Source organism: Streptococcus cristatus (assembly GCF_003943535.1).
In the GTDB taxonomy this organism is placed as follows: domain Bacteria; phylum Bacillota; class Bacilli; order Lactobacillales; family Streptococcaceae; genus Streptococcus; species Streptococcus cristatus_L.
On record NZ_RJPU01000002.1, the window covers coordinates 1 to 18,436 of the forward strand.

General features: G+C 41.2%; 18 protein-coding genes and 1 pseudogene. 17 read left to right on the top strand and 2 right to left on the bottom strand.

What is annotated here, in order from left to right:
- The 14 genes and pseudogenes from D8790_RS03190 to D8790_RS03255 form a co-directional block, all read left to right on the top strand.
- A pseudogene (locus D8790_RS03190) lies at positions 1 to 369 on the top strand (accessory Sec system glycosylation chaperone GtfB); the annotation flags it as partial.
- A 70-nt stretch (positions 370 to 439) separates the two neighbouring features.
- On the top strand, positions 440 to 616 hold the full coding sequence (locus tag D8790_RS03195) for an XRE family transcriptional regulator (protein ID WP_125387578.1): 177 nt from the start codon (positions 440 to 442) through the stop codon (positions 614 to 616).
- Positions 617 to 722: 106 nt separating this feature from the next.
- Positions 723 to 1,760, top strand: a complete 1,038-nt coding sequence (holA, locus tag D8790_RS03200) for a DNA polymerase III subunit delta (protein ID WP_125387579.1) — start codon at positions 723 to 725, stop codon at positions 1,758 to 1,760.
- A 91-nt stretch (positions 1,761 to 1,851) separates the two neighbouring features.
- Positions 1,852 to 2,457, top strand: coding sequence for a superoxide dismutase SodA (sodA, locus tag D8790_RS03205; RefSeq protein WP_125387580.1), 606 nt, complete (start codon positions 1,852 to 1,854; stop codon positions 2,455 to 2,457).
- Positions 2,458 to 2,570: 113 nt separating this feature from the next.
- The gene (locus D8790_RS03210; RefSeq protein WP_125387581.1) at positions 2,571 to 3,623 is read left to right on the top strand and encodes a serine hydrolase; all 1,053 of its coding nucleotides are present in this window, start codon (positions 2,571 to 2,573) and stop codon (positions 3,621 to 3,623) included.
- Positions 3,624 to 3,813: 190 nt separating this feature from the next.
- The gene (locus D8790_RS03215; protein ID WP_125387582.1) at positions 3,814 to 4,602 is read left to right on the top strand and encodes a YhfC family glutamic-type intramembrane protease; all 789 of its coding nucleotides are present in this window, start codon (positions 3,814 to 3,816) and stop codon (positions 4,600 to 4,602) included.
- On the top strand, positions 4,580 to 4,861 hold the full coding sequence (locus D8790_RS03220) for an autorepressor SdpR family transcription factor (protein ID WP_002896078.1): 282 nt from the start codon (positions 4,580 to 4,582) through the stop codon (positions 4,859 to 4,861). Before D8790_RS03215 ends, D8790_RS03220 begins: the two co-directional genes overlap by 23 nt.
- Complete coding sequence (locus D8790_RS03225; protein WP_125387583.1) at positions 4,848 to 5,345, top strand: DUF1648 domain-containing protein; 498 nt, start codon at positions 4,848 to 4,850, stop codon at positions 5,343 to 5,345. Before D8790_RS03220 ends, D8790_RS03225 begins: the two co-directional genes overlap by 14 nt.
- A gap of 44 nt (positions 5,346 to 5,389) precedes the next feature.
- Complete coding sequence (locus D8790_RS03230) at positions 5,390 to 6,076, top strand: Crp/Fnr family transcriptional regulator (protein WP_125387584.1); 687 nt, start codon at positions 5,390 to 5,392, stop codon at positions 6,074 to 6,076.
- A 303-nt stretch (positions 6,077 to 6,379) separates the two neighbouring features.
- Positions 6,380 to 7,609 carry an arginine deiminase gene (arcA, locus tag D8790_RS03235; RefSeq protein ID WP_005590767.1) on the top strand — a complete coding sequence of 410 codons (1,230 nt, stop codon included), beginning with the start codon at positions 6,380 to 6,382 and terminating at the stop codon, positions 7,607 to 7,609.
- A gap of 57 nt (positions 7,610 to 7,666) precedes the next feature.
- Complete coding sequence (gene argF / locus D8790_RS03240; RefSeq protein ID WP_005590765.1) at positions 7,667 to 8,683, top strand: ornithine carbamoyltransferase; 1,017 nt, start codon at positions 7,667 to 7,669, stop codon at positions 8,681 to 8,683.
- Between the two features lie 158 nt (positions 8,684 to 8,841).
- Positions 8,842 to 9,789 (top strand): carbamate kinase, encoded by a 948-nt coding sequence (gene arcC, locus D8790_RS03245; RefSeq protein WP_045499180.1) that lies wholly within the window; start codon positions 8,842 to 8,844, stop codon positions 9,787 to 9,789.
- A gap of 212 nt (positions 9,790 to 10,001) precedes the next feature.
- Positions 10,002 to 11,516 carry a YfcC family protein gene (locus tag D8790_RS03250; protein ID WP_045499182.1) on the top strand — a complete coding sequence of 505 codons (1,515 nt, stop codon included), beginning with the start codon at positions 10,002 to 10,004 and terminating at the stop codon, positions 11,514 to 11,516.
- A 20-nt stretch (positions 11,517 to 11,536) separates the two neighbouring features.
- A complete protein-coding gene (locus D8790_RS03255; protein WP_125387585.1) occupies positions 11,537 to 12,871 on the top strand; it encodes a dipeptidase in 1,335 nt (444 codons plus the stop codon).
- Positions 12,872 to 12,964: 93 nt separating this feature from the next.
- Here D8790_RS03255 and D8790_RS03260 read toward each other — a convergent pair whose 3' ends face one another.
- On the bottom strand, positions 12,965 to 13,435 hold the full coding sequence (locus D8790_RS03260; protein WP_125382432.1) for an arginine repressor: 471 nt from the start codon (positions 13,433 to 13,435) through the stop codon (positions 12,965 to 12,967).
- A 13-nt stretch (positions 13,436 to 13,448) separates the two neighbouring features.
- A complete protein-coding gene (gene queA / locus D8790_RS03265; protein WP_125387586.1) occupies positions 13,449 to 14,477 on the bottom strand; it encodes a tRNA preQ1(34) S-adenosylmethionine ribosyltransferase-isomerase QueA in 1,029 nt (342 codons plus the stop codon).
- Between the two features lie 316 nt (positions 14,478 to 14,793).
- Between queA and nagB the strand changes: the two genes are divergently transcribed.
- From nagB to D8790_RS03285, 3 genes are all read left to right on the top strand, one after another.
- Positions 14,794 to 15,501, top strand: a complete 708-nt coding sequence (gene nagB / locus D8790_RS03270) for a glucosamine-6-phosphate deaminase (RefSeq protein ID WP_125387587.1) — start codon at positions 14,794 to 14,796, stop codon at positions 15,499 to 15,501.
- A 106-nt stretch (positions 15,502 to 15,607) separates the two neighbouring features.
- Positions 15,608 to 16,951, top strand: coding sequence for a D-alanyl-D-alanine carboxypeptidase (locus tag D8790_RS03275; protein ID WP_125387588.1), 1,344 nt, complete (start codon positions 15,608 to 15,610; stop codon positions 16,949 to 16,951).
- A 232-nt stretch (positions 16,952 to 17,183) separates the two neighbouring features.
- Positions 17,184 to 18,350 carry an MFS transporter gene (locus D8790_RS03285; protein ID WP_185761912.1) on the top strand — a complete coding sequence of 389 codons (1,167 nt, stop codon included), beginning with the start codon at positions 17,184 to 17,186 and terminating at the stop codon, positions 18,348 to 18,350.
- Positions 18,351 to 18,436 lie beyond the last annotated feature (86 nt).

Sequence of the window (18,436 nt, forward strand, 5' to 3'; positions counted from 1 at the left end):
ATGTCAAGCCATTTGATGGAATTAAATCGCTATCCGAATATTTCCCTCTACCCTAATATTCGTCCAGCTAAGGTGAATGAACTTTTTGCTCGCTGTGACTTGTATCTGGATATCAATATCAGCGATGAAATCCTAAATGCTTGTCGCACAGCTTTTGAGAACAACATGTTGATTCTCAGCTTCAAAAATACTTGCCATAGTCGTCGATTTATTGCGGATGATCACATTTATGCGCCAGAAAATGTCTCAGGCATGGTGGATAAAATTCAAAGTGCCCTTGCCCATTCATCAGAGATGGAAGCAGCACTTACTAGACAGAAACAGGCTGCTAATCAGGCTAGTTTGGAGCAATATAAGGCCATTCTTTAACCAGATACATGAGAACTTGCTTTCGATGAGGGCAAGTTCCTTTATGCAGATTTAGTAAAGGAGGAAAATCATGCCAGAGAAGAAAAAGGGAATTCTGCAGGAACATATCAAAGAGCAGCTAGATAATCGTAGAAAACCGTTGAAAAGAGAGAAGCAAGAGTTTAGTATGATTGCAATGTTAGGCGGTATTCTTTTTCTTATCACCCTCTTGGTCACAATCATCATGCAGTTGGGGCAATTCTTTTAGTCTCTGATATTCTAGTCAGAATGATAAAAAACAGCAGACTTTCCTGCTGTTTTTTGTTACAATTTATACATGACTAAGAATCAAGAGAATAGAAGGGAGTGCCACTGTGTTAGCAATTGAAAAAATTAGAAACATCACTCCCGAAAACCTTCCGCCTTTAACGATTTTGACGGGAGACGACTTGGGGCAATTTGAGCTGTTAAAAGACGAGTTTATGAAGCAGATCAACTACGATCCAGCGGATTTGAATGTCACGTTGTTTGATATGAAAGAAACGTCTTATGCAGATGTGGAGTTAGATTTAGTCAGCCTGCCCTTTTTTGCGGATGAAAAGATTATTATTTTAGATCATTTTGCGGATCTAACAACAGCGAAAAAGCGCTATTTATCGGATGAAGAGGTCAAGTCCTTTGAGCAGTATTTGGAAAATCCTAGTAGCACGACCAAATTGGTCATTTTTGCGGAAGGCAAGCTAGACAGCAAACGCCGACTAGTCAAGATACTCAAGCGAGATGGACAGATCTTTGAAGCAGCTGAGATTAAGGAAGCAGACTTACGTCAGTATTTTACCAAACAAGCCCAGCTTGAAGGTCTGGAGTTCGCTCCGAAGGCTTTTGACCATTTGCTGATCAAATCAGGCTTTCATTTTAGCGAAATCAGTAAGAACTTGGCTTTTCTGAAGTCTTACAAAGAGTCGGGGCAAGTCAGTCTGGAAGATATCGCTGAGGCCATTCCCAAAACCTTGCAGGACAATATTTTTGATTTGACTCAGCTGATTTTACAGAAACAAATTGATGCTGCACGGAGTTTGGTGCGCGATCTGACCTTGCAGGGTGAAGATGAAATCAAGCTGATTGCCATCATGTTAGGCCAGTTTCGGATGTTTACTCAGGTCAAGATTTTGGCGGACAATGGCCGATCCGAGAGCCAAATCGTGTCGGATTTATCAGACTATCTTGGACGCAAGATGAATCCCTTCCAAGTCAAGTTTGCACTAAAGGATGTGCGTGGGCTTAGCCTCAGCTTTCTTAAAAGAACCCTGACCTGCTTGATTGAAACGGACTACCAGATCAAGTCTGGCCTTTATGACAAGGACTACCTTTTCGAGCTCGCCTTGCTGAAAATCGCAACAGGAAACTTCTAAAAGCTTAGCAAAATTTATAAGCAAAATAGTTGAAAAATGTGCGTTTTTACGTTATGATTTGTATAATAATAAAGAAAATGAGGACAAGTAAATGGCAATTATTTTACCAGATCTACCTTATGCATACGACGCTTTGGAACCTTACATCGATGAGGAAACAATGCACCTTCACCATGACAAGCACCATCAAACTTACGTAAATAACGTAAATGCAGCGTTTGAAAAACACCCTGAAATTGGTGAAGATTTAGAAAAACTGTTGGCAGATGTTGAGTCTATTCCGGCTGATATTCGTCAAGCAGTGATCAACAACGGTGGTGGACACTTGAACCACGCTCTTTTCTGGGAATTGATGACTCCTGAAAAGACAGCTCCTTCAGCAGAACTTGCAGCAGCGATCGATGCGACATTCGGTTCATTCGAAGAATTCCAAGCAGCCTTCACTGCAGCAGCAACAACTCGTTTCGGTTCTGGTTGGGCATGGTTGGTTGTCAACAAAGAAGGGAAACTTGAAGTAACTTCAACAGCGAACCAAGATACACCAATCTCAGAAGGTAAGACACCAATCCTCGGCTTGGACGTTTGGGAACATGCTTACTATGTGAAATATCGCAACGTGCGTCCTGACTACATCAAGGCTTTCTTCTCAGTGATCAACTGGAAGAAAGTAGATGAACTCTACGCAGCAGCTAAATAATAGAATTATAAAACGGATCGCAATGATTCGTTTTTAAATGCCCTTAAATTGCCCTTTCTACTTGTTATTTTAATGAGAATCTTTTATAATACTAAAATATTAGGAGAAAAACTTTGATTAAAAATGACATAAAGAAACTGGCTTGCTGGTTCGGTGGTGTTTTCTTATTTATTTGTTGTTTGGGTCTTTTGGTGGAGCCACAGCGAGCTGATAAAAAGATAGCAGAAGCAGATCAATCAATCGCTTCCTCACATTCTACAGAAGGAGAAGAAACGAAGTCTGAGGGGACTGCGCGTGCTAGCAAGACGATGGAAGAGAAGCAAGAGGTGATAGAGCAAGACCTTCCAACCATGGAAGCCTTGGGTTTATCTTACGATTATGCAAATATGACCTTGCCACAAGTTATTCAGGCTTACATGGATGACATGGGAATTGACTCTTCGCAGATTGCTTTTTCTTATAAAGATCTGACGAGTGGGCAAACTTATGCCATGAATGATACCCAGCCTATGACAGCAGGATCTACCTATAAACTCCCCCTGAATATGTTGGTTGTTGATGAGGTAGCAGCAGGAAAATTATCGCTGGAAGAGCGGTTTGATATTACCAATACCAGCTATGAATACAAGGGAGAGCACGATAACTATGTAGCGGCCTTCAATGGCGCCATGTCTATTCCTGATATGCAGGAGTATTCCCTAGTCTACTCTGAAAATACGCCCGCTTATGCGCTAGCAGAGCGATTAGGTGGTATGGATAAGGCCTACAGCATGTTTGAAAGGTATGGTCGGTCAAAAGCTAAAATCAAGACGATTAGTAGAGAGAATAAAACAACAACGGACTACTATATTCAAGTTCTGGAGTATCTGTGGAATAATCAAGAAAAATACAAGGACATTCTTTATTTTATCGGTGTTTCCTTCCCTGGTGAATATTACAAGCGTTATTTATACGATTTGACAATTTACCAAAAGCCTGGGTATGTTAGAGGGGCTCTTAATGTTGATGCTATTGTCATGGAGGAGAAGCCCTATATTGTGGCACTTTATACAGCCTATCTAGGTGGCAGCACAGAAGCCAGTGAGGAGATCAGCGGAGTTGGTATTGATCAGGTCGGTCAAATTGCCTATATCATCAATGAGTGGCACCGAGTTAATATGAACTAATCTAATAGAAATCAGAAAAAATACGCTTTAGATGAAAATCTGGGCGTATTTTTGGTTTTTAATTGCAGTAAAGCTTGATGACTTTTAGATTGAAATCTATTTAGAAAAAAATCAAAATAGATTTGACAGAAAGAAAAGAAAGATGTATAATCTATTTAGAAAAAAATCTAAACAGTTCAGGAGAAAAACGATGATTTCCATTCATATCTTGATTGCTATGCTGCTGATTTTAGGAGCAGTCCTTGTTCCTTTGGTTTATTTTAAAAAGACCAAGCACATTTCTTTATTAGTCTTTCTTTTAGGGGGAGTTGGCTTTTATCTGTCTAGTCAGGTTCTGGAAAATATCTTGCATCGTATCGTTTTACAGCCTCAGGCTGATGGGACTATTGCTTTGCGGACGGAAAATCCTTGGCTATACGTTCTTTATGCTGTTGCTGCGGCAGCTATTTTTGAAGAAACAGGTCGCTGGGTCATCTTTTACTGGCTGCAAAAGAAGCGTCCACTGACCTTTAGGGATGGCGTGGCCTATGGCTTGGGGCATGGTGGTATTGAGGCTTTGTTTGTTGGTATTGTTAGTCTCTTAAACCTTTGGGTTATAGCTCAAGTAGTGACTCAGGGGAATGCTCAGATGCTGGCTCAAATTCCTCAAGCAATTATTGACAATGTCCGTTCCATGAGCGCTGGCAGTATCTATCTTTTGGCTCTTGAACGGATCTTGGCTATTCTCATCCAAATTCTACTGACCTTCTGGGTTTGGAAGGCGGTCAAGGAGAAGGCGCCAGTGTATTTTTTAGCCGCTCTGGGACTTCACGCCCTGATTGACTTAGCGCCTGCTCTGGCTCAGGTAGGCGTTCTTCCGCCACTTGCAGTTGAAGCTCTGCTCTTGGTAGAAGTAGTGGCACTAGTCTTTCTGACCAAGAAAATCTTGAAAGTTTACCTGAAAGAAAGGTCTAATCATGGGGATCAGTCAAACGCTTAAAGCCCTAGCTGATCCAGTTCGGAGGGGGATTCTGGAAATGCTCAAGCATGGTCCGAAGTCAGCAGGGGAAATTGCTCAAGCTTTTGAGCTGACTCCTGCGACGGTATCCTACCACCTCTCTCAGCTAAAGAAAGCCGGTCTGCTCATAGAAGAAAAGCAGAAGAACTTTATTTATTACAGCTTAGATGTCACTGTTTTTGAAGAAATTCTTGTCTGGTTTCAATCTCTTGGAGGAGGAAACGAAAATGAAAAAAAATAGTTTACAAGAATTAGGTTGGGCACTTGGCGTCATGCTCTTGCCAGTTTTATATGCCGTCTGGGTCTATCAAACATTACCAGAAAACTTGGCTATTCACTTTGACTTATCTGGAAAAGGAAATGCTTTTTTACCTAAGTTTCTAGTAGTTTCTGCTTTTCCAATTATCATGATGCTGCTAGAAGTTATAATTTATTGGTCTACTGTTGCTAAAGATATCTTAAATCCCGCTTTTAAACACCTTATTCGCTGGATCTTTCCCTTTAGCTTTGTCTTACTCTATATGGCGACTATTTATGAGAGCTTAGACGAGGACTTTGATATCCGTAAAATAGCAACTGTGATCGTTGGTGTGGTTTTTATAATTATGGGAAATTATCTGCCGAAAAAAGTTCAGGCGGATAGAAAACCCATGAATAGAAAGTGGGCACATCTTTTAGTTTTGCTAGGCTTTCTTATTTTTATAATGGCTGTTTTCTGCCTGTAAGCGGATTTATGCTATAATACTAATAGCAAGTAAGAAGGGTTATTATGATCAATAAGGAACATTATCAGATTATTAGACAGCATCCAGCATTTGCACATTTTCCTGTGGAAATTTTTGATAAGATTGCTATTGAGATTCAATTCCGCAAGATCCCCAAGGGACAGATTATCTTCTTTTCGGGGGATCGCAGGGATCGTCTTTTCCTCCTGCATCGAGGCTATGTTCGTATCGAACAGTATGATTCAACTGATACTTTTTCTTATATGGATTATATTAAAATGAATAGTGTGTTTCCATATGGAGGTATGTTTTTCGATGAGCGTTATCATTATACGGCTAGCGCGGTCACCAATGTCGAGTATTTCAGCATTCCTATGGACTTGTTTGAAGACTATTCAAAAAAGAATGTCGATCAGCTGTTGTTTATCACCAAGCGTTTATCACAGATTTTAGAATTTCAGGAATTGCGCTTGCGCAATGTCGTCTCAGCCAGTGCTACGGATCGCGTGATCCAGTCTTTATCTATTTTATGCATGGATCTGTGCAAAGAGCAGAATACACTTCCATTTCCAATGAGTATGAAAGAGTTGGCCAAGCTAGGAGCTACTACACGTGAAACAGTCAATCAGGTTCTAAAAAAACTAAGAGAAGAAGGAGTGATTGACTACGAGCATAAAAAATTGACATTTAAGAATAAAGATTACTTTATGAGATATTTTGAAGGAAGCTAATCAATCATTTGATTGGCTTTTTTCAAACATTTTTACACATTTAAAAGTTTTTTTGATCATATTCTAATATTAATTGAACATATATTTTTTTTAAAAAAATATATATTCCTAAAAATAATAGAACAATCAAAATATGCAAAGAAAACGCTTTAAAATAAATAAAAATGATAATGTTTTATAAAAAACGCAAAGGATTTGGCATTTGTAATGTAAGATTTTAGGTGTAAGCCTTTCCAATTCGTGATAGAATAATAGCATAAAAGGGATTGGGAAACCAAACCTCAACGAAAAGGAGGACAATAGATGTCTACACATCCAATTCATGTTTTCTCAGAAATTGGAAAACTGAAAAAAGTTATGTTGCACCGTCCGGGCAAAGAGCTGGAAAACTTGCTACCGGACTACCTAGAACGTCTTCTTTTTGATGACATTCCTTTCTTGGAAGATGCTCAAAAAGAACATGATGCATTCGCTCAAGCTCTTCGTGATGAAGGAATTGAAGTTCTTTATCTCGAAAAATTGGCTGCTGAATCCTTGATTTCTCCAGAAATTCGTGAACAGTTCATCGAAGAATATTTGGAAGAAGCAAATATTCGTGGACGCGAAACGAAGAAAGCTATTCGTGAATTGCTGCATGGTATCAAGGACAACCAAGAGTTGGTTGAAAAGACAATGGCCGGGGTTCAAAAAGCTGAATTGCCAGAAATCCCTGACGAAGCGAAAGGTCTGACTGACTTGGTAGAATCAGATTATCCATTTGCGATTGATCCAATGCCAAACCTTTACTTCACACGCGACCCATTTGCTACCATTGGTAATGCCGTATCGCTCAACCACATGTTTGCAGATACTCGTAACCGTGAAACACTTTACGGTAAATACATCTTCAAATATCACCCAGAATACGCTGGAAAAGTGGAATTGGTTTACAACCGTGAAGAAGATACTCGTATCGAAGGTGGAGATGAGTTAGTTCTTTCTAAAGATGTATTGGCAGTTGGTATTTCTCAACGTACAGACGCAGCATCTATCGAAAAACTTTTGGTGAACATCTTCAAGAAGAATGTTGGCTTCAAGAAAGTATTGGCCTTTGAATTTGCTAACAACCGTAAATTCATGCACTTGGACACTGTCTTCACTATGGTTGACTATGACAAGTTCACCATTCACCCAGAAATCGAAGGCGACCTTCGCGTTTACTCCGTTACTTATGAAAACGAAAAACTGAAGATCGTTGAAGAAAAAGGTGACTTGGCTGAGCTTCTGGCTCAAAACCTTGGCGTAGAAAAAGTTCATTTGATTCGTTGCGGTGGCGGCAATATCGTAGCAGCTGGACGTGAACAATGGAATGACGGTTCTAACACCTTGACTATCGCTCCTGGTGTGGTAGTGGTGTATGACCGCAATACCGTAACCAACAAGATTTTGGAAGAATACGGGCTTCGCTTGATTAAGATTCGCGGAAGTGAATTGGTTCGGGGCCGTGGTGGACCTCGTTGTATGTCTATGCCATTTGAACGTGAAGAAGTTTAATTCGTGTTCGACAATTTATCAATAGAAATTTAATAACTAGAAAGAGGAAATAACAGAATGACACATTCAGTATTCCAAGGACGTAGCTTCCTTGCAGAAAAAGACTTTACTCGTGCAGAATTAGAATACCTAATCGGACTTTCAGCTCACTTGAAAGACTTAAAGAAACGCAATATTCAACACCACTATCTTGCTGGTAAGAATATCGCCCTCTTGTTTGAAAAAACATCTACTCGTACGCGTGCAGCCTTTACTACAGCAGCTATTGACCTTGGTGCACATCCAGAATACCTTGGTGCTAATGATATTCAGCTTGGTAAGAAAGAATCTACAGAAGATACTGCTAAAGTATTGGGACGTATGTTTGACGGGATTGAATTCCGTGGTTTCAGCCAACGCATGGTAGAAGAATTGGCAGAATTCTCAGGTGTTCCAGTATGGAACGGTTTGACTGATGAATGGCACCCAACTCAAATGCTTGCTGACTATTTGACAGTCCAAGAAAACTTTGGTCGTTTGGAAGGCTTGACATTGGTTTACTGTGGTGATGGACGTAACAACGTTGCCAACAGCTTGCTGGTAACAGGAGCTATCCTTGGCGTTAACGTTCACATCTTCTCACCAAAAGAACTCTTCCCAGAAAAAGAAATTGTTGAATTGGCAGAAGGCTTTGCTAAAGAAAGCGGCGCACACATCCTCATCACGGAAGATGCAGACGAAGCTGTTAAAGGTGCAGATGTACTTTACACAGACGTTTGGGTATCTATGGGTGAAGAAGATAAATTCGCAGAACGCGTTGCACTTTTGAAACCTTACCAAGTTAACATGGAATTGGTGAAGAAAGCTGACAATGAAGACTTGATCTTCTTGCACTGCTTGCCAGCATTCCACGATACAAATACTGTTTACGGTAAAGATGTCGCTGAAAAATTTGGCGTAGAAGAAATGGAAGTAACAGACGAAGTCTTCCGCAGCAAATACGCTCGCCACTTTGACCAAGCAGAAAACCGTATGCACACAATCAAAGCTGTTATGGCTGCTACACTCGGCAACCTTTACATTCCAAAAGTATAATTTATAAACCGTAATACCAACAGCTATGAGGGCTGCGACTAATAGCTTTAGTCCAGTCCTCTTTTATATGATGGAAATCTGTTATTTCTTATAAAAATTTGAAAAAATATTAAACAGAAATCTAAAGGCATTCAATTGAATGTGATAAAGGAGAATTTATGGCAAATCGTAAAATAGTAGTGGCTTTGGGAGGAAATGCGATTCTTTCTTCTGATCCATCAGCAAAAGCTCAACAGGAAGCTTTGGTGGAAACAGCTAAGCACCTTGTAAAATTGATCAAAAATGGGGATGATTTGATCATCACTCACGGTAATGGTCCTCAAGTTGGAAATCTTTTGCTCCAACACTTGGCTGCTGATTCTGAAAAGAACCCTGCTTTCCCACTCGATTCACTTGTTGCTATGACAGAAGGTAGCATCGGTTTCTGGCTGCAAAATGCCTTGCAAAATGCTCTCTTGGATGAAGGCATCGAAAAAGATGTTGCTTCAGTTGTGACACAAGTTGTTGTCGATAAAAATGACCCAGCTTTTGTTAACTTGAGCAAACCAATCGGTCCTTTCTATTCAGAAGAAGAAGCAAAAGCAGAAGCTGAAAAGAGCGGAGCGACTTTCAAAGAGGATGCTGGTCGCGGTTGGCGCAAAGTCGTTGCTTCACCAAAACCTGTTGATATCAAGGAAATCGAAACAATTCGTACCCTCTTGAATGCTGGTCAAGTGGTCGTTGCTGCTGGTGGTGGCGGAATTCCAGTCATCAAGGAAGACAACGGTCATTTGGCTGGTGTTGAAGCTGTTATTGATAAGGATTTTGCTTCTCAACGCTTGGCGGAATTAGTCGAAGCTGACCTCTTCATCGTCTTGACTGGTGTAGATTACGTCTTTGTCAACTATAACAAACCAGACCAAGAAAAGTTGGAACATGTGAATGTCGCTCAGCTGGAAGAATATATCAAACAAGACCAATTTGCCCCAGGAAGCATGCTTCCAAAAGTAGAAGCAGCTATCGCTTTTGTCAACGGCCGTCCAGAAGGAAAAGCAGTTATTACTTCCCTTGAAAATCTTGGCGCTTTGATTGAATCTGAAAGCGGAACAATTATTGAAAAAGAATAAGCTATTTTACTAGTAAAATATATGGTATTTCTAACGTCTTTATATCAAGTTAGGAATATTTCTTGAAAATAAATGCGATATTTTCAAAAAATACTAGTTTTTTAGACCTTAATGTGGTAAAATAAATATAAATAGAAAGCGTTTTTCTTAAATATTTATTTAAGAAAGTGGTTGGTTTTTTGCACTTTGTTAGACATTAGGAGGAAAAACAAATGAGTGAAAAAGCTAAAAAAGGGTTTAAGATGCCTTCATCTTATACCGTCTTGTTGATAATCATTGCTATTATGGCAGTGTTGACTTGGATCATCCCTGCGGGTGCCTTTGTGGATGGTGTTTATAAAGCCCAACCTCAAAATCCGCAAGGGATTTGGGATGTTCTCATGGCACCGATTCGGGCGATGCTAGGTACTCATCCAGAGGAAGGCTCGCTGATTAAAGAGACAAGTGCAGCGATCGATGTAGCCTTCTTCATCCTCATGGTTGGTGGTTTCCTTGGTGTTGTCAATGAAACTGGTATGCTAGACACTGGTATTGCTTCTATTGTGAAGAAGTACAAGGGCCGCGAAAAGATGTTGATTTTGGTCCTCATGCCTTTGTTTGCCCTCGGTGGTACAACTTATGGTATGGGTGAAGAAACCATGGCCTTCTATCCTCTCCTTGTGCCAGTTATGATGGCTGTTGGATTTGATAGCTTGACTGGGGTTGCCATTATCTTGCTCGGTTCACAAATTGGATGTTTGGCATCTACTTTGAACCCATTTGCGACAGGTATTGCTTCATCAACTGCAGGTGTAGGTCTTGGTGAAGGGATTATCCTTCGTTTGATTTTCTGGTTTGCTTTAACTGGTCTTAGCACTTGGTTCGTTTACAAGTATGCTGATAAGATTCAAAAAGATCCAACTAAGTCTCTCACTTATGCAACACGTGATGAAGATATGAAATTCTTCAATGTTGGTGAAGACGAAGAAAATGTCAACTCAACTCTTACTAAGAAACAAAAACATGTCTTTGTTCTCTTTGTACTGACCTTCGTCTTGATGGTCTTGAGTTTCATTCCATGGAGTGACTTAGGTATTACTCTCTTTGGAGACTTAAATACTTGGTTGACTGGTCTTCCAGTTATCGGTAAGATTGTTGGCTCATCTACAGCTGCTTTGGGTACTTGGTACTTCCCAGAAGGCGCAATGCTCTTCGCCTTTATGGGTATCCTTATCGGTGTTGTTTATGGTCTTAAAGAAGACAAGATTATCTCTGCCTTCATGAATGGTGCTGCTGATTTGCTCAGTGTAGCCTTGATCGTAGCGATTGCCCGTGGTATCCAAGTTATCATGAACGATGGTATGATTACTGATACTATCCTCAACTGGGGTAAAGAAGGCCTGAGCGGTCTGTCTTCACAAGTCTTTATCGTTTTGACTTATATCTTCTATCTACCTATGTCATTCTTGATCCCATCTTCATCTGGTCTTGCCAGCGCGACTATGGGTATCATGGCTCCGCTCGGAGAATTTGTCAATGTACGTCCTAGCTTGATTATCACTGCTTACCAATCTGCTTCAGGTGTCTTGAACTTGATCGCACCAACATCTGGTATTGTGATGGGAGCTCTTGCACTTGGACGTATCAACATTGGTACTTGGTGGAAATTCATGGGCAAACTTGTAGTTGCTATCATTGTAGTGACTATCGCCCTTCTTCTCCTTGGAACATTCATTCCATTCCTATAAAGAGTGAGTGAGGTGATTCCATGAAAACATATATAACAAATCAAGTTAAAGATGAATTTCTTACATCATTAAAGACTTTGATTTCCTACCCTTCGGTACTCAATGAAGGAGAAAATGGAACACCTTTTGGACAAGCAATCCAAGATGTCCTAGAAAAAACTTTAGAGCTTTGTCGAGGCTTAGGTTTCACTACCTATCTTGACCCTAAAGGTTATTACGGATATGCAGAAATCGGTCAGGGAGCAGAGCTTCTGGCCGTTCTCTGTCATTTGGATGTTGTTCCATCAGGTGATGAGGCGGATTGGCGGATCCCGCCATTTGAGGCAACTATCAAAGACGGCTGGATCTTCGGACGTGGTGTCCAAGATGATAAGGGACCATCAATGGCTGCTCTTTACGCGGTCAAGGCTCTGCTAGATAGCGGAGTAAAATTTAAAAAGCGGGTTCGGTTTATCTTTGGTACGGACGAAGAGACACTTTGGCGCTGTATGGGGCGGTACAATGAACTCGAAGAAACAGCGACGCTCGGCTTTGCGCCAGATTCTTCCTTCCCTCTGACCTATGCTGAGAAAGGCCTCTTGCAAGTCAAGCTGCATGGTACTGGCTCTGATCAGCTGGATTTAGAAGCAGGAGAGGCCTTTAATGTTGTGCCTGGCAAGGCCAGCTATCAAGGGGAGCTTTTAGAGCAGGTCGTGGCAGGTTTGCAGGCAGCTGCTTTTGAATACGAGCAAAATGACCAACAAGTTACTGTTCTCGGCCTGTCTAAGCATGCCAAGGATGCAGCTGAAGGTATCAATGCTATTGTTCGGCTGGCGACAGTTTTACAGCCTTTACAAGCTCATCCTGCCTTGGCCTTTATTGCAGAAGCAGTGGGAGAAGATGCGACTGGCGGCCGTTTATTTGGTGATATTTCGGATGAACCGTCTGGCAGACTCTCCTTTAACATTGCAGGTCTGACACTGAACTCAGAAAAGTCTGAAATCCGTATTGATATTCGGATTCCTGTCTTGGCGGATAAAGATCAGCTAGTGGCAAAACTAGCAGAGATTGCTGGGCGCTACCAGCTGGACTATGAAGAGTTTGACTATCTGGCTCCGCTTTATGTACCTAAAGATAGTGAACTAGTCAGCACGCTGATGACTATCTATCAAGAAAAGACTGGCGATACTAGTCCAGCTATGTCCTCTGGTGGGGCAACTTTTGCTCGGACTATGCCAAATTGTGTGGCCTTTGGCGCTCTTTTCCCAGGTGTAGAGCAGACGGAACATCAGGCCAATGAACGAGCGTCTTTGGAAGATCTCTATCGTGCGATGGATATCTATGCTGAGACTATTTTCCGCTTGGCAGGAGAGTAAAATTGCTAGGATAGATATTAGTTCTACTAATTTTCTTGGCAAAAAATCTTGCTAAAAATGACAAAAGAGTTGGAAAATCCAACTCTTTTTTTGTCATTTGCTAAAGAAAAATGGGGGTGCAAATTCTTTGAGTTTATCAAAGCATTCGATAGCAGCTTGATTATCTTCGCAGATGATCAGGCAGACATCATCTCCACAGACGGTAGCAACAATCTGGGGTAATTCCAGAGCGTCTAAAATGGCACCAAAAGATTGGGCTAGTCCGGGTAAGGTTTTCATGACAACTTGATGCTGAACGGGGCGGAGCATGACGAGGGCATCTTCCATATAGAAGCGCAGTCTTTTCTCCCAACGAGAAGGGGCGATACTGTTAATGACATAGTAAGATCTGTCGTTTTCGGTCACCTTGACTAGATTGAGAGTTTTCATGTCACGAGAGAGAGTAGACTGGGTGACAATGACGCCATTTGCTTCCAGTAGTTCTTGGAGTTCCTGCTGGGTATGGACTCTTTTTTCCATGATGAGGGAGCGAATGAGGCGATGCCTACTTTCGATTTTATTCATAGATTCACCTGTATTATTTGATAAACATAGCGTCGCCAAAGCTGAAGAAGCGGTAGCGCTCAGCGATAGCATGCTCATAGGCTTGCAGTGTCAGTTGGCGTCCAGCAAAAGCTGATACCAGCATGACAAGGGTTGATTTTGGTAAGTGGAAGTTGGTTGAAAAAGCATCGACAATCTTCCACTGATAGCCTGGTTTGATAAAGATATTGGTCCAGCCGGAGTCTGCTTGGATCTGGCCTTCGAATTTGCTGCCGATTGTTTCCAGTGTTCGGATAGAAGTGGTGCCGACAGCAACGATGCGGTGGCCGCTTGCCTTGACTTGGCGTAGGGTCTCAGCTGCTTCTTCAGATAAGCTATAAAATTCGGAATGCATCTCATGCTCTTCTAGATTGTCAACCGATACAGGACGGAAGGTTCCGAGCCCGACATGCAGCGTCAGGTAGACGAGTTTAACGCCTTTAGCCGCAATTTTATCCAGCAATTCCTCTGTGAAATGGAGGCCAGCGGTTGGAGCAGCGGCGGAGCCGTTTTCTTTGGCATAGACTGTCTGGTAGCGTTCACGGTCTTCTAGCTTCTCGTGGATATAAGGCGGCAGGGGCATTTCACCCAAACTTTCTAGAACTTCTAGGAAAATGCCCTGATAATCAAAGCGAACAATCCGTCCACCGTGCTCCAGCTCTTCTGTAACGGTGGCAGTCAAACGACCATCGCCGAAAGAAACATGCGTTCCGACTCTGAGTCGTTTGGCAGGCTTGGCTAGAACCTCCCAGAAGTCTCCTTGGGTATTTTTCAAGAGTAGGAGTTCTACATGACCGCCGGTTTCAGGTTTGGTTCCATAAAGGCGGGCTGGCAGGACACGAGTGTTATTCATAACCAAGGCATCACCTGGCTCAAGTTGGTCAATAATATTGTCAAAATGTTGGTCACTAAACTGGCCAGTTTCCCGATCTACAATGAGCAGGCGAGAAGAGTCTCGCTTCTCCAGAGGGGTTTGAGCAATCAGTTCTTCCGGCAAGTGAAAATCAAAATCAGCAGTATTCATTCTATCTCCTTAAATAGTTCTCATGATCCAAATATAGTAGGCGGCAAGTAAAAAGGGAATACTGATAAAGAAAATTCCCAGGCATAAAAAAATTAGTTGCCACCTAGATGTTTTTTTAAGAAAAGCCCAGTGGTAAAAAGGGCAATTCCGAGTAAAAAAATTATAATCATTGGTAATAGCATGCTTTTATTATACCATGATTTGACGCTAAGTCTCTCAGTAAAATTTGAAAAAATTAAGTAGAATCTACTTGACAAAAATTGGTCTATACCATATAATAAAATAAGGAATCAATCAAGAAAAATAGGAGAACAGAATGAAAGTTATTCGTGTTGAGAATCAAGCAGAAGGCGCAAAAGTAGCTTTAGAAATCTTGAAAGAAAAGCTAGCTCAGGGGGCCAAAACATTGGGGTTGGCAACAGGAAGTAGCCCGATTGAGTTTTACAAGCAAATCATTGCCAGTGACCTAGATTTATCAGAGTTGACCAGTGTAAACTTGGATGAGTATGTGGGACTTTCAGAAGATAATCCCCAGTCTTACCGTTACTTTATGAATGAGCAGCTATTTAATAAAAAGCCTTTCAAAGAAAGCTTTTTGCCAAACGGTGCAGCAGCAGATGTGGAAGCAGAAGTGAAACGCTACAACCAAGTCTTGGCTGACCATCCAGTAGATTTGCAAATTTTGGGAATTGGTACCAATGGGCATATTGGTTTTAATGAGCCTGGAACTAGCTTTGATAGTACTGTTCATATCGTCGATTTGGAGCAGTCAACTATCCAAGCGAACGCTCGCTTCTTTGAGAAGATAGAGGACGTACCGACTCAAGCCATCTCAATGGGAATTCGGAATATCTTAGATGCAAAATCAATCATCCTCTTTGCCTATGGCGCTTCTAAAGCTCAAGCCATCGCAGGAACAGTCCGAGGAGAGGTAACAGAAGCTGTGCCAGCTAGCGCCCTTCAAGGCCATGAAGATGTCGTGATTATTGCAGACAAAGAAGCTCTAAGTTTATTAGAAGCCTAACAATCTATTTCCTATCTAATTTTTAGATAGGATTTTTTATATTTATCAAAAACTTGATTAAAAATATGATATACTAGTTAGGAATGAATTTTTTTGGAGGATAAATGTGAAGAAGAAGTTTTTGGTGTTTGGATTGATTTTGTCTGCCTTTCTATCACCGCTTTCTGCTGCGGCAGATGAATTGGTAGATATGGCACGAAAAATGTATCCCAATGAAAATGTACAAGCAATCAATCGCCCTAAGTCATCTTTGATGATTGACGGAAATACGGGCGATATACTGTGGCAGGATAACATTGATGAGGTTCGCGATCCAGCCAGCATGAGTAAGATCATGACCTTGTACTTGGTTTTTGAAGCCATTAAAGAGGGAAAACTCAGTTTAGATACGGTGATTAAGGCGACACCGCAAGATCAGGCGGTTGCGGGAATTTATGAAATTTCCAATAATAAAATCGTGGCTGGAGTCAATTATACTGTTTCTGAGCTGATTACCATGACAGTTGTACCCTCTTCTAACGCAACAACAGTGATGCTGGCAAATTACCTATCAGATAACGATCCCGATGCTTTCTTGGACAAGATGAACGCGAAAGCGCAGGAACTAGGCATGACCAACACCAAATGGTTTAATGCTAGTGGTGCTGCGGCAGTTTCCTTCAAAGGCTACTATACTCCTCAGAGATATAATAACTACGCTAGCAATCAAACGACTGCGCGTGATTTAGGGATTTTAGTTTATAATTTTGTAAAGAACTATCCAGATATTTTAAATTATACCAATCAGGCTAAAGTAACTGTCAAGGCTGGCACGCCTTATGAAGAAACATTTGAGACTTATAATTACTCTCTGCCGGGTGCTCGTTATGCTCTAGAGGGAGTAGATGGTCTGAAGACGGGCTCAAGTCCGAACGGTGCTTTTAACTACATTGCAACTGTCAAGCGTGGAAACCAGCGCGTGATTGGCGTTATCATGGGTGTTGGTGACTGGTCTGACCAAGACGGTGAATATTACCGCCATCCATTTGGAAATGCCTTGATCGAAAAATCTTATGCTGACTACGAGTACAAGAAACTGTTCTCTAAAGGGAAGCAGGAGATTAATGGGAAAACTTACAATCTGCCAGAAGATTTTTATGCGACAATCAAAAAAGACGCGAAGGCAAAGCCTGTAGTTGAGAATGGTGTCTTGAAGGCTGGAAATGATCTGTACACGCTCTCTCCAAAGATCTCTGATGAGATGAAAGTGGAGGAAGTCGATGTTTCTGTCACCCAGTCTGCCAAAGAAGAAGTCACTAAGAAAGAAAATAATAAAACTTGGTATAGTGACTTGCTAAGCAACCGCTGGTTAATTGCCTTGCCAATTGTCATTATTATCCTGATTTTCTATATCGAGAATCGGAAATCGAGAAAAGCTAAAGCAAGAGCTAGAAAGCAAAGATTTAAATAAAGGCTTGTGCTTATTTTGCAAGCTGAGATAGAGGCTGGGACAAAAGTCCTAGCCTCTCAATTGTCTTTGGATTGTCGAGCAAGACGCAGTGGTTGAGTGGGCTCTACTACGCTGATTTCATCAGCTTTTACAGCCCTACTCAACTGTGCGGAGGTGGGACGACGAAATCGAATTCTAACGAATTACCGATTTCTGTCCCACTCTCTATTCTATTTTTGGAGAGGTTTTGATGATGGGAAAAAAGTTTTCTAATAGCTATTTGGCTTATTTTTTGATGTATAATTTTTATTTTCTGTCTAATTCATTGTTTTCGACCTTGATATCTGTTTATATGCTGGATAAGGGGTACACGGCTGGTCAAGTATCTATCGTCGTATCAGCTTCTTTCTTTTCTTCCATGCTGGCTCAGCCAATCATGGGGCTGTTAACGGATACTCTTGGCATCAAGAGGGTTTCGCTTATCAGTTTTTTCCTGATTATCCTAGGAGACATCTTTTTTATGGAGGCCGATAATCTATGGCTCTTAGCCATCTGGTATAGTTTTGTCTTGATGCTCATAAATGGAGTGGGCACCGTGATGGATGTACTGGCAACCCAAAGTCCTTATAAATATGGGAAAATCCGAATTTGGGGAACAATCGGTTATGCCGTCGGTTCACAGCTGGCAGGTTTGATTTATAAAAATATTTCTCCCCAGGCCATCTATCTGGTCTTTATCGGGACTATGTTGCTGAGTATTCTAGGGGTTCTTGGTATGAATCCTAAGCGGGATAGGTTGACTAAAAAAATTGAAAAAAGAGACCATTCGTTCTTTTCAGCTATTCTTAAAAACAGAACCTATCTTTTTTATCTCATTCTTGTCGCCCTTTACTCAGGTGTGGGCAATACAGGTCACACTTATATTCCGTCCATGCTAGAATCCGGTGGCTTGAGTGTTGATTGGGCAACGACAGTCGTAGCTGTCTCTGTATTGTGTGAGGCGCCCTTAATCTTTTATTCCTACCTTTTCATGGATAAGATAGCTGTCAAAAAGTTGCTCTATATTTGTTTAGGTATGATGCTTCTTCAATACGCAGTTTATGCTTTAAACTTTGGCTTGGGTTCGAAAATCGTAGTCACTCTGCTTTCCAAGCATGCTTCTGGCATGGTACTGACTATGCTTAGTCTGCGCATCGTGGCAAATTTAGTAGATGAAAAATATTTGGTAACCGCTTTTGCGTTACTACAGACAGGGAGAAATCTAGGAACAATTTTCATCCAGAATATGTCAGGGTCTATCTTAGATCGTTTTGGCTATGGTAGTATGAATTTCATGTTGGCAGCCATTATAGGTCTAGTGCTCTTGCTTGCTCTCTTCTTGAAAGTTCCTGAAAAAAAGAATCAGAATTTATTTGGATAAGAAAAAACGAGTTTGGAAACTTTTCAGCTCGTTTTTGTTTGGGTATATTACATAAGTGAGAGAATAAATAATACTTCGTTCCATTT

What these genes read in the sequence shown, in the direction of transcription:
- D8790_RS03220 (WP_002896078.1), top strand. Translation starts at nt 4,580, where the DNA reads ATGGGGATCAGTCAAACGCTTAAAGCCCTAGCTGATCCAGTTCGGAGG.
- D8790_RS03225 (WP_125387583.1), top strand. Translation starts at nt 4,848, where the DNA reads ATGAAAAAAAATAGTTTACAAGAATTAGGTTGGGCACTTGGCGTCATG.
- D8790_RS03285 (WP_185761912.1), top strand. Translation starts at nt 17,184, where the DNA reads ATGGGAAAAAAGTTTTCTAATAGCTATTTGGCTTATTTTTTGATGTAT.
- argF (WP_005590765.1), top strand. Translation starts at nt 7,667, where the DNA reads ATGACACATTCAGTATTCCAAGGACGTAGCTTCCTTGCAGAAAAAGAC.
- sodA (WP_125387580.1), top strand. Translation starts at nt 1,852, where the DNA reads ATGGCAATTATTTTACCAGATCTACCTTATGCATACGACGCTTTGGAA.
- D8790_RS03250 (WP_045499182.1), top strand. Translation starts at nt 10,002, where the DNA reads ATGAGTGAAAAAGCTAAAAAAGGGTTTAAGATGCCTTCATCTTATACC.
- nagB (WP_125387587.1), top strand. Translation starts at nt 14,794, where the DNA reads ATGAAAGTTATTCGTGTTGAGAATCAAGCAGAAGGCGCAAAAGTAGCT.
- arcA (WP_005590767.1), top strand. Translation starts at nt 6,380, where the DNA reads ATGTCTACACATCCAATTCATGTTTTCTCAGAAATTGGAAAACTGAAA.
- D8790_RS03260 (WP_125382432.1), bottom strand. Translation starts at nt 13,435, where the DNA reads ATGAATAAAATCGAAAGTAGGCATCGCCTCATTCGCTCCCTCATCATG.
- D8790_RS03215 (WP_125387582.1), top strand. Translation starts at nt 3,814, where the DNA reads ATGATTTCCATTCATATCTTGATTGCTATGCTGCTGATTTTAGGAGCA.
- queA (WP_125387586.1), bottom strand. Translation starts at nt 14,477, where the DNA reads ATGAATACTGCTGATTTTGATTTTCACTTGCCGGAAGAACTGATTGCT.
- D8790_RS03230 (WP_125387584.1), top strand. Translation starts at nt 5,390, where the DNA reads ATGATCAATAAGGAACATTATCAGATTATTAGACAGCATCCAGCATTT.
- D8790_RS03255 (WP_125387585.1), top strand. Translation starts at nt 11,537, where the DNA reads ATGAAAACATATATAACAAATCAAGTTAAAGATGAATTTCTTACATCA.
- D8790_RS03195 (WP_125387578.1), top strand. Translation starts at nt 440, where the DNA reads ATGCCAGAGAAGAAAAAGGGAATTCTGCAGGAACATATCAAAGAGCAG.
- arcC (WP_045499180.1), top strand. Translation starts at nt 8,842, where the DNA reads ATGGCAAATCGTAAAATAGTAGTGGCTTTGGGAGGAAATGCGATTCTT.